The organism is Pseudomonas sp. CH61, assembly GCF_059429415.1.
Genome location: NZ_CM182098.1, coordinates 3,295,534 through 3,313,013, shown reverse-complemented (window position 1 = coordinate 3,313,013; position 17,480 = coordinate 3,295,534). Strand labels below are relative to the sequence as shown.

Genomic DNA, 17,480 nt, shown 5'->3' with positions numbered 1-17,480 from the left:
TGCCTTCGAGTTTTCGCGTTGCCTCACACATACACAATAGCTCCAACAGCCGGATGCGGACTGTAGGACGAAACCGATAATTGAGCGGGAGCTTTCTGGGCTTTCAGCAGGAAGGGCAGGGCATCAGTAAAAGATCCCACAAAAACAAAAACGGCACCCGAAGGTGCCGTTTTCATTTGTAGCTAACGGAGCAATCAGCCCGCCAGACCCGCCTGCTGAACCAGGGTCAGCAATGGCTGCGGGTACACGCCCAGGAAGAACGCGACCAGGGCGATGGCCAGCAGCATCACGCCGCCTGCCTTCTGTTCCCAGTGCAGTTGGGCGTCGTGGCGACGCAGGTTTGGCTCGATCAGGTACAGGGTGACCATCACGCGCAGGTAGTAGAAGACGCCGATGGCGCTGCCCAGCACCAGCGAACCGACCAGCCACCATTGGTGCGATTCAACACCGGTAGCGATGATGTAGAACTTGCCGATGAAGCCTGCGGTCAGCGGGATACCGGCCAGCGACAGCATCATCACGGTCAGGACGGCGGTCAGGTACGGACGGCGCCAGAACAGGCCGCGATACTCGTACAGCGCATCCGCGTCACGGCCGTTGTACGGCGAGGACATCAGGGTGATCACGCCGAAGGCGCCGAGGCTGGTGATCACGTAGGTGACCAGGTACACGCCGATGGCTTCCACTGCCAGACCCTTGCTCGCCACCAGGGCGATCAGCAGGTAGCCGAAGTGCGCGATGGACGAGTAACCGAGCAGACGCTTGAGGTTGCTTTGGGTCAGGGCCAACAGGTTACCGAACAGGATCGAGGCGATGGCGATGACGGTCAGTACGTCGCTCAGTACGCCGCTGCTGGCAGCAGGGGAGATCTGGAACAGACGCACCATCACCGCAAACACCGCAACCTTGGAAGCGGTCGCAAGGAACGCCGCCACCGGTGCCGGAGCACCTTCGTAAACGTCCGGCGTCCACAGGTGGAACGGTACCAGCGACAGCTTGAACGCCAGACCGATCAGCATCATGCCCAGACCCAACTGAGCCAGCGAGCTAGGCAGGCCCGTCGCAGCCAGGGCCTGACCGATACCAACGAAGCTCAGCGAACCCGAGTCGGCGTACAGCAGCGCCATACCGAACAACAGGAACGCGGAACCGGCGGCCGACAGCACCATGTATTTGATGCCGGCTTCCAGCGAACGCTTGTTGAAGAAGGCGTAAGCCACCAGACCGTAAACCGGTACCGAAAGCAGTTCCAGGCCGATGAACAAACCGGCGAGGTGCTGCGCGCTGACCAGAACCAGACCACCGGCGGCGGCCATCAGGATCAGCAAGTACAGTTCTTCACGGTTGCCCGGGTAACCCGAACCGCCATCACCCAAATAGGCGTGGGCGAGGGTGACGCAGGCGAGGGTGGCGACCAGGATCAGCGCCATGTACAGGCAAGCGAAGGTGTCGATTTGCAGCAATGGGGTCACGGCCAGAGGCGCGACTTTCAGGGCTGGCAGGATCGACAGCAAGGCCAGGTTCAGACCGGCGACCGAGATCAGGAAGGTCTGCGAGTGGTTGCGGCGCCAGGCGATTGCCAGCATCACCACGATAATGGTGAGGCTGGTGATCAACAGTGGCGCAAGCGCAATAAAGTGTTGAATCGTGAATTCCATAGCGCTCTTACCGGGCCGAAGCGAGTTGAGTGAAGGCGGTGCCGAGCCACTGCTGCACGCCATGCATCGTGGCGGCAGACGTGTCGAGGAACGGTTGCGGGTAGACGCCGAGGTAAATCAGCAGCACCGCAAGGCCCAGCACCATGATCAGTTCGCGAGCGTCCATACCGTGCAGGATCGAATCCGATTTCGACGGACCGAAGTAGGCACGGTGGATCATGATCAGCGAGTAGACCGAACCGAACACCAGACCGGAGGTGGCAATCGCAGTGATCCACGGCCAGCTTGCGAAGGAGCCGATCAGAATCAGGAACTCACCGACAAAGTTACCGGTACCCGGCAGACCCAGGGACGCGGCTGCAAAGAACAGGCTGATCGCCGGCAGGTAAGCGATACGCGACCACACACCGCCCATCTCACGCATGTCACGAGTGTGCAGACGCTCGTACAACTGACCGCTGAGGATAAACAGTGCCGCCGCCGACACACCGTGCGCGAGCATCTGGATCACTGCACCTTGCAGGGCCAGTTGGCTGCCGGAGTAGATGCCGATCAACACGAAACCCATGTGGGAAACGGACGAGAAGGCGATCAGACGCTTGATGTCGGTTTGTGCGAAAGCGAGGAACGCACCGTAGAAGATCCCGACCAGACCGAGGGTCATGGCGATCGGCGCAAACTCGGCCGAAGCGTTCGGGAACAGCGGCAGAGCGAAACGCAGCAGACCGTAGGCAGCGGTTTTCAGCAAGATACCGGCGAGGTCGACGGAACCGGCAGTCGGCGCCTGGGCGTGGGCATCAGGCAACCACGAGTGGAACGGCACCACTGGCAGCTTGACCGCGAAGGCGATGAAGAAGCCGAGCATCAGGATGTACTCGGTGGTCATCGACATCTTGGTTTTCAACAGGTCGGCGTAGTTGAAAGTAATCACGCCAGTGTTGTTGAAGTTGACCAGCACCAGACCGAGGATCGCCACCAGCATGATCAGGCCGGAAGCCTGAGTGAAGATGAAGAACTTGGTCGCCGCATAGATCCGGGTTTTCTTGCCGTCCGAAGAACTGTGACCCCAGAGCGCGATGAGGAAGTACATCGGCACCAGCATCATTTCCCAGAAGAAGAAGAACATGAACAGGTCGAGGGCGAGGAACACGCCGACAACGCCGCCCAGGATCCACATCAGGTTCAGGTGGAAGAAGCCAACGTGACGTTGAATCTCTTTCCACGAGCAGAGTACCGAGAGGATACCCAGCAGGCCGGTCAGCAGGATCATCAACAGCGACAGGCCGTCGAGGGCCAGGTGCACGTTGATGCCGAAGCGCTGGATCCAGACATGCTTGAACTCAAGCGCCCAAGTCGGATCGGCGCCAGGCGCCGGCGCAAATGAATAGTCACCGTGGGCCCACAGCCAGAGGCCGAGGGCGAGTTCCAGGGTCATGGTCAACAGCGCAATCCAGCGGGGCAGGGTAGCGCCGAAGCGCTCACCCATCCAGCACAGCAGGCCGCCGATGAAGGGGATCAGGATTAGCCAAGGCAGAATCATGACGGGCTCGTTTCCTTTCGCAAATTCGCAAGGTTCATATCAGACCGCTACCAGCACGATGGCGCCGATTACCAGCACGGCACCAGCAGCCATCGAAGCAGCGTACCAACGCAGTTGACCGGTCTCGGTGCGGCTCAGGGCGGTATGACCACCCTTGGCCATACGCGGGATCAGACCGATGGTCTGGTCGAGCGGGTCTTTGCGCAGTACGTGGCTGATCGCCAGGTAAGGCTTGACGAACAGTTTGTCGTAGATCCAGTCGAAGCCCCAGGCAGCGAACCACCAGGCCGAAAGGAAACGGCCGATGCCGCTGTTGGCGATCGCCGTGACGAAGCGACGCTTGCCGAGGAACAGCAGCGCTGCCAGCAGGATACCGGCCAGGGCGATGGCGCCCGAAGCGATTTCCAGACTGTGCTTGGCTTCGCCGCCGGCATGGCCAACGCTTTCTGGCAGCACGCCGTGCAGCGGTGGCACGATCATCGCGCCGACGAAAGTCGACAGTACGATCAGCACCGACAGTGGCAGCCAGTGCGAGATGCCGTGACCGGCGTGGGCTTCAGTCTTGGCTTCACCGTGGAACGTGATGAAGATCAGGCGGAAGGTGTACAGCGACGTCATGAACGCGCCGACCAGACCTGCGTAGAGCAGACCGTGGTTGCCGCTGGCGAACGCTTCCCAAAGGATCTCGTCCTTGGAGTAGAAGCCTGCGGTGACCAGTGGCAGAGCGGCCAGCGCAGCACCACCAACGATGAAGCTGGCGTAGGCCAGTGGCAGTTTTTTCCACAGACCGCCCATCTTGAAGATGTTCTGCTCGTGGTGGCAGGCAACGATCACCGCACCGGAAGCAAGGAACAGCAAGGCCTTGAAGAAGGCGTGGGTCATCAGGTGGAAAATCGCGCCATCCCATGCACCAACGCCCAACGCCAGGAACATGTAGCCGATCTGGCTCATGGTCGAGTAGGCGAGGATACGTTTGATGTCGGTCTGTACCAATGCGGCGAAGCCTGCGAGAACCAGGGTCACACCACCGACGATGCCGACCAGGTGGAGGATTTCCGGTGCCAAGGTGAACAGACCGTGGGTACGGGCGATCAGGTAGACACCGGCAGTCACCATGGTTGCGGCGTGGATCAGTGCCGACACCGGCGTAGGACCGGCCATCGCGTCCGCCAGCCAGGTTTGCAGCGGCAGTTGTGCCGATTTACCGACCGCGCCACCCAGCAGCATCAGGGTTGCCAGGGTAATCCAGAAGTCGCCGACCTGGAATTTCTGCGGTGCCAGCACCAGCAGTTCCTGGATGTTCAGCGTGCCGACTTGCTGGAACAGGATGAACAGGCCGATGGCCATGAACACGTCGCCGATCCGGGTCACGATGAAGGCCTTGAGTGCGGCGTTACCGTTGTTGCGGTTGCTGTAGTAGAAACCGATCAACAGGTACGAGCACAGGCCCACGCCTTCCCAGCCGAAGTACAGGAACAACAGGTTATCGCCGAGCACCAGGAACAGCATGCTGGCGATAAACAGGTTGGTGTACGAGAAGAAGCGCGAGTAGCCCGCTTCGCCGCGCATGTACCAGGACGCGAACAGGTGGATCAGGAAACCCACACCGACAACCACGCCGAGCATGGTGATCGACAGGCCGTCGACGTAGAGGGCGAAGTCAGGCTTGAAGCCTTCGACCGCCATCCACTTCCACAGTACCAGCGTGTAGTGACCGCCTTCCGGTGGCGCGACGTTGAATTGCCAGATGACGTAGGCGGCGACAATCGCCGACAAGCCAATGGAACCCACGCCGATCAGCGCCGAGAGGTTTTCCGACCAGCGTCCACGGGAGAACGACAGCAGCAGGAAACCGATCAGAGGGAATACGAAAGTCAGAAAGATCAGGTTCATCCGCGCATCTCACTGGCAGCGTCGATATCGAGCGTGTGGAAGCGGCGATACAGTTGCAGCAGGATCGCCAGACCAATACTGGCCTCGGCGGCTGCAAGGCTGATCACCAGGATGAACATGATCTGTCCATCCGGCTGGCCCCAACGGGCGCCAGCAACAATGAACGCCAGTGCAGAGGCGTTCATCATCACTTCCAGACTCATCAACACGAACAAAATGTTGCGGCGGACCATCAGGCCGACCAGACCAAGGCAGAACAGGATGCCGGCAACCGCCAGACCATGTTCGAGAGGGATAGCAGGCATGTCTTACTCCTTCGCCTCGTTACGGCCCAAATGGAACGCCGTGACGGCTGCAGCAAGCAGCAGCATCGAGGCGAGTTCGACCACCAGCAGGTACGGGCCGAACAGGCTGATGCCCACGGCTTTCGCGTCTACGGTGGTGTGGCCGATGGCCTGGCCGCTCTGGTGAGCGAACAGCACATACAGCAGTTCGGCCAGCAGCAGCGCGGCGAGAATCACCGGGCCGGCCCAGATGCCGGGCTTGAGCCAGACGCGTTCTTGCTGAACCGAGGCCGGGCCGAGGTTGAGCATCATCACCACGAACACGAACAGCACCATGATTGCGCCAGCGTAGGCGATCACTTCCAGCACGCCGGCGAACGGTGCGCCGAGTGCGAAGAAGGTCATGGCCACGGCGATCAACGAGATGATCAGGTAGAGCAGGGCGTGCACAGGATTGGTGTTGGTGACTACGCGAAGCGTGGACACAACAGCGATACCCGATGCGAAATAGAAAGCGAATTCCATCGTTCTTCCTTAAGGCAGCAAGCTCTTCACGTTGATCGGTTCGGCTTCGTTCTGCGCGGAGCCTTTCGGCTTGCCAGCGATTGCCATACCTGCAACACGATAGAAGTTGTAATCAGGGTTTTTGCCGGGGCCGGAGATCAACAGATCTTCTTTCTCGTACACCAGGTCCTGACGTTTGAACTCGGCCATCTCGAAATCCGGGGTCAGCTGGATCGCGGTGGTCGGACAGGCTTCCTCGCAGAGACCGCAGAAAATGCAGCGCGAGAAGTTGATACGGAAGAAGTCCGGGTACCAGCGACCGTCTTCGGTTTCAGCTTTCTGCAGCGAGATGCAACCCACCGGACAAGCCACGGCGCACAGGTTGCAGGCAACGCAACGCTCTTCGCCATCGGGGTCGCGGGTCAGGACGATGCGACCACGGTAGCGTGGTGGCAGGTAGACCGCTTCTTCCGGGTATTGCAGGGTGTCGCGCTTGCGAAAGCCATGGCCGAAGACCATGACCAGGCTGCGCAACTGGGTACCGGTACCCTTAACGATGTCGCCAATATATTTGAACATGGGTCAAATCCTCACTGAACCGCGACTGCAGGCGTGTTCCACAACACGACCGCAGCGGTCACCAGCAAATTGATCAGGGTCAGTGGCAGGCAGAATTTCCAGCTGAAATCCATCACCTGGTCATAACGCGGACGCGGGATGGAAGCGCGCAGCAGGATGAACAGCATGATGAAGAACGCGGTCTTCAGTGCGAACCAGACGAACGCCAGTTGCGGCAAGATGCCGAACGGACCGTGCCAGCCACCGAAGAACAGGGTGACCAGCAGCGCCGAGATCAGGATGATGCCGATGTATTCACCGACGAAGAACATGCCCCATTTCATACCGGCGTATTCAATGTGGTAACCGTCGGCCAGTTCCTGTTCCGCTTCCGGCTGGTCGAACGGGTGACGGTGAGTCACGGCGACGCCAGCGATGAAGAAGGTACAGAAGCCGAAGAACTGCGGAATGATGAACCACAGGTTCTGCGCCTGGTACTCGACGATGTCGCGCATGTTGAACGAGCCGACCTGGACCACGATGCCCATCAGGGCCAGGCCCATGAACACTTCGTAGGACACGGTCTGCGCCGACGCACGCAAGCTGCCGAGCAGGGCGAACTTGTTGTTACTCGACCAGCCGGCGAACAACACCGCGTAGACCGACAGACCGGCCATGGCGAAGAAGAACAGCAGGCCGATGTTCAGATCCGCGACGCCCCAGGTCGGGGTGATCGGGATGATCGCAAACGCGATCAGCAGTGCGGACATCGCCACCACCGGCGCCAAAGTGAAAATCACTTTATCGGCAAACGGCGGGGTCCAGTCTTCCTTGAAGAACATCTTCAGCATGTCGGCGGCGATCTGGAACATGCCGAACGGGCCAACGCGGTTCGGACCGTAACGGTCCTGCCACCAGCCCAGCAGGCGACGTTCGACAAAGCTGAGCAACGCGCCTGCCACCACAACGGCCAGCAGAATCACGATGGCTTTGACGACCGAGAGGATCACATCGATCACTTCAGGGGTGAACCAGGTCATTGCGCTGCCTCCTGCAGACCGTCGACGGATACGCCGGCGAATGCCGGTGGAATGCCGGCGATGCCCGCAGGCAATGCCACCAGACCGGCGCCCAGTTCTTCATTGATGCGCAGTGGCAGACGCAGGGTCTGACCGGCCACGTTCAGGCTCAGCAGGGCACCGTCGTTGACGCCCAGACGATCCGCTTCGGACTTGGCCAGAGCCACGTATGGAGCCGGAATACGCTCTTGAACCGGTGCGGCTTTCGAAGAGTTCTCTTCGCTGCCGAACAGGTGGAAGAACGGCACGGCTTGCCAGGTGCCCGGCGCCGGATTGAATGCACGCGGTGCGGCAGCGAACCAATTCAGCGAATCGCCGGTGCTTTCGATCAGGCGGGTGCCCGGGTCGCCAGCGCGGATGTGACCGCCGACTTCGTCCTGGAACTTGTTCCACGCTTGTGGCGAGTTCCAGCCCGGCGACCATGCAAATGGTACCTGCTGACGCGGTTCGGCAGAGCCCGAGTAACCTTCCATGGAGAAGGCGAACGCGGTGTCTTTGTCTTGCGGGGTGCGCGGTTCGTGAACGCTGATGTCGGCGCGCATTGCGGTGCGACCGGAGTAACGCAGCGGCTCACGCGCCAGTTTCAGACCCTTGATGCGGAACGCCGCCGATGGTGCAGCGTCGACGATACGCGCCAGTTGCTCGGTGCTCGAAGCAACGGCAGCGGTGACGTGGTCGAGTTGCGTCCAGTCGATTGGCTGGTTCAGCAGGGTCGCGCGCAGGGCGTGCAGCCAGCGCCAGCCTTCGTGAACCAGGATGCTCGCATCCATGTATTGCGGATCGAAAACCTGGAAGAAGCGCTGGGCGCGGCCTTCCTGGCTGACCAGCGTACCGTCGCCTTCGGCGAAGCTTGCCGCTGGCAGAACCAGGTGCGCGCGGTCGCTGGTAGCCGTCTTCTGATGGTCAGCAACGATCACCACTTGCGCGGCGTTCAGTGCAGCATCGACTTTTTCTTTGGCGGTGCGGGTGTACAAATCGTTTTCCAGCACAACGATCGCGTCAGCCTTACCGTCGATGACGGCTTGCAGCGCCGCGTCGACCGATTCGCCACCGAGCATGGCCAGACCGAGGCTGTTGGCTTCCGGCACGATCAGGCTGATCGAACCGTTCTTCTCGCGCAGCTTCAGCGCCTTGGCGATGTTCGCGGCAGCTTCGATCAGGGCTTTGGAGCCCAGCGAAGTACCGGCGATGATCAGCGGACGTTTGGCGGCGAGCAGGGCATCAGCAATACGCTGAGCCAGTTGCAGTGCTTCGGCGTCCAGACCTTCAACGGCCGGGGCGCTGGCGTCCAGAGCGTGAGCAACGGCGAAACCGATGCGCGCCAGATCGTCTGGAGCGGCGTGTACGCATTCTTCAGCGATGTCGTCGAGCTTGGTTTCCGCCAGGCTGGCGATGAACAGCGGGTTCAGCGCGTGCTGACCGATGTTCTTCACGGCGGCGTCGAGCCAAGGCTGAACGCGCATGGCTTCGGCCATGTCTTCGGCTTTGCCCTTGACCGACTGACGCAGCGACAGCGCCACACGGGCGGCGGTCTGGGTCAGGTCTTCACCGAGCACGAAAATGGCGTCGTGGTCTTCGATGTCGCGCATGTTCGGCACTGGCAGCGGGCTGTCTTTCAGCACTTGCAGGACCAGACGGATGCGCTCCAGTTCGGAGGCTTCGATACCCGAGTAGAAGTGCTCGGCGCCAACCAGTTCGCGCAACGCGTAGTTGCTTTCAAGGCTGGCACGCGGTGAACCGATACCGACGATGTTGCGACCGCGCAGCAGATCAGCAGCTTTATCCAGTGCAGCGTCGAGACCGAGCTTGGTGCCGTCGGCCAGCAGCGGCTGACGTGGACGGTCGGTGCGGTTGACGTAGCCATAACCGAAACGGCCACGGTCGCACAGGAAGTACTGGTTCACCGAACCGTTGAAACGGTTTTCGATGCGACGCAGTTCACCGTAACGCTCGCCCGGGGAGATGTTGCAACCGCTCGAGCAGCCATGGCAGATGCTCGGCGCGAACTGCATGTCCCACTTGCGGTTGTAGCGCTCGGAGTGAGTCTTGTCGGTGAACACACCGGTCGGGCAGACCTCGGTGAGGTTGCCGGAGAACTCGCTTTCGAGGGTGCCGTCTTCAACGCGACCGAAGTACACGTTGTCGTGGGCGCCGAATACACCGAGGTCGGTGCCGCCAGCGTAATCCTTATAGAAACGCACGCAGCGGTAGCAAGCGATGCAGCGGTTCATTTCGTGGGAAATGAACGGGCCCAGTTGCTGATTCTGGTGCGTGCGTTTGGTGAAGCGATAACGGCGCTCGTTGTGGCCGGTCATCACGGTCATGTCTTGCAGGTGGCAATGACCGCCTTCTTCGCACACAGGGCAGTCGTGCGGGTGGTTGGTCATCAGCCATTCGACAACACTGGCGCGGAACGCCTTGGATTCTTCATCTTCGATGGAGATCCAGGTGTTGTCAGTGGCAGGGGTCATGCAGGACATGACGATGCGACCACGGGTGTCGTTCTCGTCGGTGTACTGCTTGACCGCGCACTGGCGGCAAGCCCCGACGCTACCGAGCGCGGGGTGCCAGCAGAAATATGGAATGTCGAGGCCCAGCGACAGACATGCCTGTAACAGGTTGTCTGCCCCGTCGACTTCGAGCGCTTTGCCGTCTACGTGGATAGTGGCCATGGTTCAAAGGTCTTCGTTGGCCCGGTGTCAGCGGGCGTGGCTAATGGAATCTTGTTATCCGTCCGAATCCAGTCAGCCCCGAAAGGCGTCATCGGACGAAAGGCGAAGGGCACGGACCCTTCGCCTTTTTAAGCGTTTACGCGCCGATTACGATCGGCCTTGCCAGAGGCGGGACGGCGGCGCTGACTGGCGCGATACCGGCTTCGAACTCTGGACGGAAGTATTTGATCGCGCTGCCCAACGGTTCCACGGCACCCGGTGCGTGAGCACAGAAGGTCTTGCCCGGGCCGAGGAAGTTGACCAGACCCAGCAGGGTCTCGATGTCGCCTGGCTGACCGCGACCTTGTTCGATGGCCATCAAGAGCTTGACGCTCCATGGCAAACCATCGCGGCACGGGGTGCAGAAACCGCACGACTCGCGAGCGAAGAACTGCTCCATGTTGCGCAGCAAGGAGACCATGTTGACGCTGTCATCCACCGCCATGGCCAGGCCGGTACCCATACGGGTGCCCACTTTGGCGATGCCGCCGGCATACATTTGTGCGTCGAGGTGTTCTGGCAGAAGGAAACCGGTACCGGCGCCACCTGGCTGCCAGGCCTTGAGCTTGAAGCCGTCGCGCATGCCGCCGGCGTAGTCTTCGAACAACTCGCGACCGGTGACGCCGAATGGCAGCTCCCACAGGCCCGGGTTTTTGACTTTGCCGGAGAAGCCCATGAGCTTGGTGCCCATGTCTTCGCTGCCTTCGCGGGCCAACGATTTGTACCAGTCAACGCCGTCGGCAATGATCGCCGGCACGTTGCACAGGGTTTCCACGTTGTTCACGCAAGTCGGCTTGCCCCACACGCCGACGGCGGCAGGGAAGGGCGGCTTGGAGCGCGGGTTGGCGCGGCGGCCTTCGAGGGAGTTGATCAGTGCAGTTTCTTCACCGCAGATGTAACGCCCGGCGCCGGTGTGGACGAACAGCTCGAAATCGAAGCCGCTGCCCAGAATGTTCTTGCCCAGCAGGCCCGCAGCCTTGGCTTCTTCCACGGCACGATTGAGGTGCTTGGCGGCGGTGGTGTATTCGCCACGCAGGAAGATGTAGCCACGGTAGGTTTTCAGCGCGCGAGCACTGATCAGCATGCCTTCGATCAGCAGATGGGGCAGTTGCTCCATCAGCATGCGGTCTTTCCAGGTGTTCGGCTCCATTTCATCCGCGTTGCACAGCAGGTAGCGGATGTTGATGGATTCGTCTTTGGGCATCAGGCCCCACTTCACGCCAGTGGGGAAGCCTGCACCGCCGCGACCTTTCAAGCCTGCGTCTTTCACGGTCTGGACGATAGCGTCCTGATCCATGTCGGCGAAGGCTTTGCGTGCAGCCGCGTAACCGTTCTTGGCCTGGTACTCGTCGAGCCACACGGCTTCGCCGTCATCGCGCAGACGCCAGGTCAGCGGGTGAGTCTCGGCCGAACGCTGAATGCGGTTGGCAGGACCGAAAGATGTCAGGGTCATACGTAGCCCTCGAGCAGTTTGGCGACGCCAGCAGGCTGCACATCACCAAAGGTGTCGTCGTCGATCATCAGCGCCGGTGCCTTGTCGCAGTTGCCGAGGCAGCAGACAGGCAGCAGGGTGAAACGACCGTCGGTGGTGGTCTGACCCAGGCCGATGCCCAGATTGTTCTGGATTTCGCTGACCACCGACTCGTGGCCGCCGATGTAGCAGACCATGCTGTCGCAGACGCGAATGATGTGACGGCCAACCGGCTGACGGAAAATCTGGCTGTAGAACGTCGCCACACCTTCAACGTCGCTGGCCGGGATGCCGAGGATCTCGCCGATTGCGTACAGGGCGCCATCCGGCACCCAGCCGCGTTCTTTCTGAACGATCTTCAGGGCTTCGATCGACGCCGCGCGCGGGTCTTCGTAGTGATGCAGCTCGTGCTCGATGGCCGAGCGCTCGGTTTCACTGAGGGTGAAACGGTCTGTCTGGATAAGCGTGCTGTTCATGCTTAGCGGTCCACGTCGGCCATAACGAAATCGATACTACCCAGGTACGCAATCATGTCCGCGACCATGCTGCCTTTGATCACCGAAGGGATCTGTTGCAGATGCGGGAAGCTTGGAGTGCGGATCCGGGTACGGTAGCTCATGGTGCCGCCGTCGCTCGTCAGGTAATAACTGTTGATGCCCTTGGTCGCTTCGATCATCTGGAAGGATTCGTTGGCCGGCATCACCGGGCCCCACGAAACTTGCAGGAAGTGCGTGATCAAGGTTTCGATGTGCTGCAGCGTGCGTTCTTTCGGCGGCGGCGTGGTCAGCGGGTGATCCGCCTTGTACGGGCCTTCCGGCATGTTGCGCATGCACTGGTCGATGATCTTGATGCTCTGGCGCATTTCTTCAACGCGAACCATGCAGCGGTCGTAGGCATCGCCATTGGCGGCCAGCGGCACTTCGAACTCGAAGTTCTCGTAGCCCGAGTACGGACGTGCTTTACGCAGGTCGAAATCGCAACCGGTCGAACGCAGGCCAGCACCGGTGACACCCCATTCCAGGGCTTCTTTGGTGTTGTACTGGGCGACGCCGATGGTACGGCCCTTGAGGATGCTGTTCTGCAGGGCAGCCTTGGTGTATTCGTCAAGGCGTTTTGGCAGCCATTCAACGAAGTCTTTCACCAGTTTTTCCCAGCCGCGCGGCAGGTCGTGGGCAACACCGCCGATGCGGTACCAGGCCGGGTGCAGACGGAAACCGGTGATGGCTTCAATCACCGTGTACGCCTTCTGGCGGTCGGTGAAGGTGAAGAACACCGGAGTCATGGCGCCGACGTCCTGGATGTAAGTCCCGAGGAACAGCAGGTGGCTGGTGATCCGGAAGAACTCGGCCATCATGATGCGGATGACGTCGACCTTCTCAGGCACCTTGATGCCGGCCAGCTTCTCGACCGAGAGCACGTACGGCAGGTTGTTCATCACGCCGCCGAGGTAGTCAATACGATCGGTGTACGGGATGAAGCTGTGCCACGACTGACGCTCGGCCATCTTCTCGGCACCACGGTGGTGGTAACCGATGTCCGGCACGCAGTCGACGATCTCTTCACCGTCCAGTTGCAGAATGATGCGGAACGCACCGTGCGCCGAAGGGTGGTTCGGGCCGAGGTTGAGGAACATGTAGTCCTCGTTCGGGCCGGAACGCTTCATGCCCCAGTCTTCCGGACGGAAGCGCGCGGCTTCTTCCTCAAGCTGTTGCTTGGCGAGGTTGAGGCTGTACGGATCGAATTCGGTGGCGCGCGCCGGGAAGTCCTTGCGCAGCGGGTGACCTTCCCAGGTCGGCGGCATCATGATGCGCGACAGGTGCGGGTGACCTTTGAAGTCGATACCGAACATGTCCCAGACTTCACGCTCGTACCAGTTGGCGTTCGGCCAGATGCTGGTGACGGTCGGCAAGCTGAGGTCGCTCTCGGACAAGGCGACCTTGATCATCACGTCACTATTACGTTCCAGCGACATGAGGTGATAGAACACGGTGAACTCAGCGTCGCTCGGCAGGCCTTGACGCTTGGTGCGCAGACGCTCGTCCACGCCGTGCAGGTCATAGAGCATGACGTACGGCTTGGGCAGGTTGCGCAGGAAAGTCAGGACTTCGACGAGTTTGGCACGCGCCACCCACAGCACCGGCATGCCGGTGCGGGTCGGCTGGGCGGTGAACGCCTCCGGGCCAAAACGGTTGTTCAATTCAACGACCACATCCTGGTCGTCTGCCTTATAAGGCGGGATGTACAGAGCACTGCCTGTAGTCATGGTTATTTTTTCGCTTTCGGTCAACGTAAAGAATGAAGCCAGCTTCTCGTTTCTTTGTCAGAACAGATCTGGATCAGACTTCGTCAGGGCTGCGCAGGTTGGTGACTGCGATTCGCTGTTCGCGGCGCTGTTCCTTCTGCGAAGGCATGTCGGCGCGATAAACGCCTTGATCACCAACGACCCAGGAAAGCGGACGACGCTCCTTGCCGATTGATTCCTGCAATAGCATCAAGCCTTGCAGAAATGCTTCCGGACGAGGAGGGCAGCCAGGTACGTAGACGTCCACGGGCAGGAACTTGTCCACCCCTTGAACCACAGAGTAGATGTCGTACATGCCACCGGAGTTAGCGCACGAACCCATGGAGATAACCCACTTAGGCTCGAGCATCTGCTCGTAGAGACGCTGGATGATCGGCGCCATCTTGATGAAGCAGGTGCCGGCGATAACCATGAAGTCGGCCTGACGCGGCGATGCCCGGATCACTTCGGCGCCGAAGCGCGCGATGTCGTGGGGCGCCGTGAAGGCGGTGGTCATTTCCACGTAGCAGCACGACAAGCCGAAGTTGTACGGCCACAGGGAGTTCTTACGTCCCCAGTTGACCGCGCCACTCAGCACGTCTTCCAGCTTGCCCATGAAAATGTTTTTGTGGACTTGATCTTCTAACGGATCGGAAACGGTTTCCCGTTCGCCAATCGGATATTGCTCGTTAGGAGCATCGGGGTCGATCCTGGTGAGATTGTATTGCATTGCCAAAGCCTCATTGTTTCAGCTTCGCCTGCCGCTTGCGACGAGCTTCCGGAGCCCAGTCAAGGGCGCCCACTCGGAACAGGTAGACAAGACCTGCCAACAGAATTGCTATGAAAACGAGAGCTTCGACGAATCCGGTCCAGCCGCTTTCGCGGACGGACACAGACCATGCAAAGAGAAAGAGGGCTTCGATATCGAAGATCACGAAGAGCATCGCGACCAGATAGAATTTGGCTGAGAGCCGCAAGCGGGCGCCACCGGTAGGTAGCATGCCGGACTCGAACGGTTCGTTTTTGCTGCGGCCCCAGGCTTTTGACCCAAGGAGGCTGGAGACGCCAAGCATGAAGGCACACAGGCCGACGACACCCAGAAGGAAAATGGCAAAGCCCCAGTTGTGGGCCATGAGTCCTGTCGCTTCGGGCATGCTGGTAATCCTTAACAGAGAGCAAAGGTCTCTGAGCTTGATAAAGAAATAGGCAGTGACGATATGTCGCAGCAATCAATCGCGCTGATTTTATGGCTAAACACCCTGCAAGTAAAATTCCTATAGCGAAATTATTTATTGGAATAAGGACATAGCGCATCTCCAATGCCCTGCAGCCCATGCGTTGCGGGCATTAGGCGGGTTTATGCAAATAATGTTTTGTAGGGAATGTAACGAACATAGTTGTGGCTAAATGATAATTGATATCGTTTGGAGTGGTTTTGTAACTGTTTAACGGGATGTCAGTTGGGAAGTTGTCTTACTTGCACGTTACTGCAAGTAGCGACGGCGCCCGTTTTAGCGGATTTTTCTGACGGATGTACCGCGCTGGATCAATGTTTTCTCCGAACGACGCCGATCCCTGTAGGAGTGAGCCTGCTCGCGATAGCGGTGGTTCAGTCACCGCTGCGCAAACTGACCCACCGCTATCGCGAGCAGGCTCACTCCTACAGGGATTTGTGGTGTTCATTGAATCGGGGCAAAAAAAACGCCCCGAACCAGTCGGGGCGTCAGTTTTTCGGCTCTGCGGTTAGCTTTCTGTACGATCCGCAGAGGCCGTTTGCTCAGCGAAGCCGAATCAGTGGAACTGTTCTTCTTCAGTCGAACCGGTCAGTGCGGTTACCGAAGACGAGCCACCTTGAATCACGGTGGTCATGTCGTCGAAGTAGCCGGTGCCCACTTCCTGCTGGTGAGCCACGAAGGTGTAACCCTTGGCAGCGTCGGCGAATTCCTGCTCTTGCAGCTTCACGTAGGCAGTCATGTCGTTGCGGGCGTAGTCGTGCGCCAGGTTGAACATGCTGTGCCACATGTTGTGAATGCCGGCCAGGGTGATGAACTGGTGCTTGTAACCCATGGCGGACAGTTCGCGCTGGAACTTGGCGATGGTCGCGTCGTCGAGGTTTTTCTTCCAGTTGAAGGAAGGCGAGCAGTTGTACGACAGCAGTTGGTCCGGGTATTCCTTTTTGATCGCTTCAGCGAAACGACGAGCCTCGTCCAGATCCGGTTTGGCGGTTTCGCACCAGATCAGGTCGGCGTATGGCGCGTAAGCCAGACCACGGGCGATCGCTTGATCGAGGCCAGCGCGAACCTTGTAGAAACCTTCCTGAGTGCGCTCGCCAGTCACGAACGGCTGATCGTACGGGTCGCAATCGGAGGTCAGCAGGTCAGCAGCGTTGGCGTCGGTACGGGCCAGGATGATGGTCGGAGTACCGGCAACGTCAGCCGCCAGACGCGCAGCGGTCAGCTTCTGTACGGCTTCCTGAGTTGGAACCAGTACTTTGCCGCCCATGTGACCGCATTTTTTCACGGAAGCCAGTTGGTCTTCGAAGTGAACGCCGGCGGCGCCTGCTTCGATCATGCTCTTCATCAGCTCGTAGGCGTTCAGTACGCCGCCGAAACCGGCTTCAGCGTCAGCCACGATCGGCGCGAAGTAGTCGATGTAGCCATCGTCGCCCGGGTTCTTGCCGGCTTTCCACTGGATCTGGTCAGCACGACGGAACGAGTTGTTGATGCGCTTGACCACGGTTGGAACCGAATCCACCGGGTACAGCGACTGGTCCGGGTACATGGATTCTGCGGAGTTGTTGTCCGCAGCCACTTGCCAGCCCGACAGGTAGATCGCCTGGATACCGGCTTTAACCTGCTGAACAGCCTGGCCGCCGGTCAGGGCGCCCATGCAGTTGACGAAATCTTTCTCAGGACGGAAGGACGGCTTGGCACCCTGGGTGACCAGGTTCCACAGCTTGTCGGCGCCCATTTTTGCAAAGGTGTGCTCAGGTTGAACCGAGCCACGCAGACGGACGACGTCAGCAGCGGAGTAAGTGCGTGTCACGCCTTTCCAGCGCGGGTTTTCAGCCCAGTCTTTTTCGAGGGCTGCAATTTGCTGTTCGCGTGTCAGTGCCATGGAGATAAACCTCGTCGCGTCTTTATGAAAAGTTGTTCTGCGGTGGAAAATTCCTGCGCTCGCTGACCAGAAGCTTAGGTGGTCAAGGCGGATTCGGCGGGGTAGGCGACGGGATGAACGATGGGCTCGAGGGGAAGTGAGCAGGTAGTGGCGGACTGCGGGCGCATTCGGGCGTCGTGGGCCTTTATACGGTCTACAGTGTGATGCCGGGTTACCTAAATACGCTTCCGTCCCTCGGGACAACTTCGTTCCAGTCGGCAACCTCGTCAAACACACCTTGTGGGCGGTACAGACACGAAGCGGTTCGCGGGGTAGGTGCGAACATCGCTTCGAAGGCCCTTGCCAGGGCCTCTGATTAGCGGGAGCGAGGCCATCATGCCTTCG

General features: G+C 59.7%; 14 protein-coding genes. All 14 read right to left on the bottom strand.

Annotated elements, in window-relative coordinates:
- Positions 1-194 precede the first annotated feature (194 nt).
- The 14 genes from nuoN to aceA all read right to left on the bottom strand — a co-directional run bounded on the left by nuoN (position 195) and on the right by aceA (position 17,096).
- Complete coding sequence (nuoN, locus tag AC5SEM_RS14780; protein ID WP_007920173.1) at positions 195-1,658, bottom strand: NADH-quinone oxidoreductase subunit NuoN; 1,464 nt, start codon at positions 1,656-1,658, stop codon at positions 195-197.
- Positions 1,659-1,665: 7 nt separating this feature from the next.
- Entirely contained in the window at positions 1,666-3,198 is a 1,533-nt protein-coding gene (gene nuoM, locus AC5SEM_RS14775; protein ID WP_495470650.1) for an NADH-quinone oxidoreductase subunit M, read from the bottom strand.
- Between the two features lie 39 nt (positions 3,199-3,237).
- A complete protein-coding gene (nuoL, locus tag AC5SEM_RS14770) occupies positions 3,238-5,091 on the bottom strand; it encodes an NADH-quinone oxidoreductase subunit L (RefSeq protein ID WP_007920175.1) in 1,854 nt (617 codons plus the stop codon).
- Positions 5,088-5,396: an NADH-quinone oxidoreductase subunit NuoK gene (nuoK, locus tag AC5SEM_RS14765; RefSeq protein ID WP_003223790.1), complete on the bottom strand. Its 309-nt coding sequence runs from the start codon at positions 5,394-5,396 to the stop codon at positions 5,088-5,090. The genes nuoL and nuoK overlap by 4 nt, the downstream gene beginning before the upstream one ends.
- A 3-nt stretch (positions 5,397-5,399) precedes the next feature.
- Positions 5,400-5,900, bottom strand: a complete 501-nt coding sequence (nuoJ, locus tag AC5SEM_RS14760; protein ID WP_007920176.1) for an NADH-quinone oxidoreductase subunit J — start codon at positions 5,898-5,900, stop codon at positions 5,400-5,402.
- A gap of 9 nt (positions 5,901-5,909) precedes the next feature.
- The gene (gene nuoI / locus AC5SEM_RS14755) at positions 5,910-6,458 is read right to left on the bottom strand and encodes an NADH-quinone oxidoreductase subunit NuoI (RefSeq protein WP_007920177.1); all 549 of its coding nucleotides are present in this window, start codon (positions 6,456-6,458) and stop codon (positions 5,910-5,912) included.
- Positions 6,459-6,469: 11 nt separating this feature from the next.
- The gene (gene nuoH / locus AC5SEM_RS14750) at positions 6,470-7,477 is read right to left on the bottom strand and encodes an NADH-quinone oxidoreductase subunit NuoH (RefSeq protein ID WP_007920179.1); all 1,008 of its coding nucleotides are present in this window, start codon (positions 7,475-7,477) and stop codon (positions 6,470-6,472) included.
- Positions 7,474-10,188 carry an NADH-quinone oxidoreductase subunit NuoG gene (gene nuoG, locus AC5SEM_RS14745; protein WP_134176553.1) on the bottom strand — a complete coding sequence of 905 codons (2,715 nt, stop codon included), beginning with the start codon at positions 10,186-10,188 and terminating at the stop codon, positions 7,474-7,476. The genes nuoH and nuoG overlap by 4 nt, the downstream gene beginning before the upstream one ends.
- A 136-nt stretch (positions 10,189-10,324) precedes the next feature.
- The gene (nuoF, locus tag AC5SEM_RS14740; protein ID WP_007920184.1) at positions 10,325-11,680 is read right to left on the bottom strand and encodes an NADH-quinone oxidoreductase subunit NuoF; all 1,356 of its coding nucleotides are present in this window, start codon (positions 11,678-11,680) and stop codon (positions 10,325-10,327) included.
- Complete coding sequence (nuoE, locus tag AC5SEM_RS14735; protein WP_007920186.1) at positions 11,677-12,174, bottom strand: NADH-quinone oxidoreductase subunit NuoE; 498 nt, start codon at positions 12,172-12,174, stop codon at positions 11,677-11,679. The genes nuoF and nuoE overlap by 4 nt, the downstream gene beginning before the upstream one ends.
- Before the next feature lie 2 nt (positions 12,175-12,176).
- Entirely contained in the window at positions 12,177-13,961 is a 1,785-nt protein-coding gene (gene nuoC, locus AC5SEM_RS14730; RefSeq protein ID WP_016987416.1) for an NADH-quinone oxidoreductase subunit C/D, read from the bottom strand.
- A gap of 73 nt (positions 13,962-14,034) precedes the next feature.
- Positions 14,035-14,709, bottom strand: coding sequence for a NuoB/complex I 20 kDa subunit family protein (locus AC5SEM_RS14725; protein WP_053121628.1), 675 nt, complete (start codon positions 14,707-14,709; stop codon positions 14,035-14,037).
- Between the two features lie 10 nt (positions 14,710-14,719).
- On the bottom strand, positions 14,720-15,133 hold the full coding sequence (locus AC5SEM_RS14720; protein ID WP_003223812.1) for an NADH-quinone oxidoreductase subunit A: 414 nt from the start codon (positions 15,131-15,133) through the stop codon (positions 14,720-14,722).
- Positions 15,134-15,770: 637 nt separating this feature from the next.
- Positions 15,771-17,096, bottom strand: coding sequence for an isocitrate lyase (gene aceA / locus AC5SEM_RS14715; protein ID WP_007920195.1), 1,326 nt, complete (start codon positions 17,094-17,096; stop codon positions 15,771-15,773).
- Between the last annotated feature and the right edge of the window lie 384 nt (positions 17,097-17,480).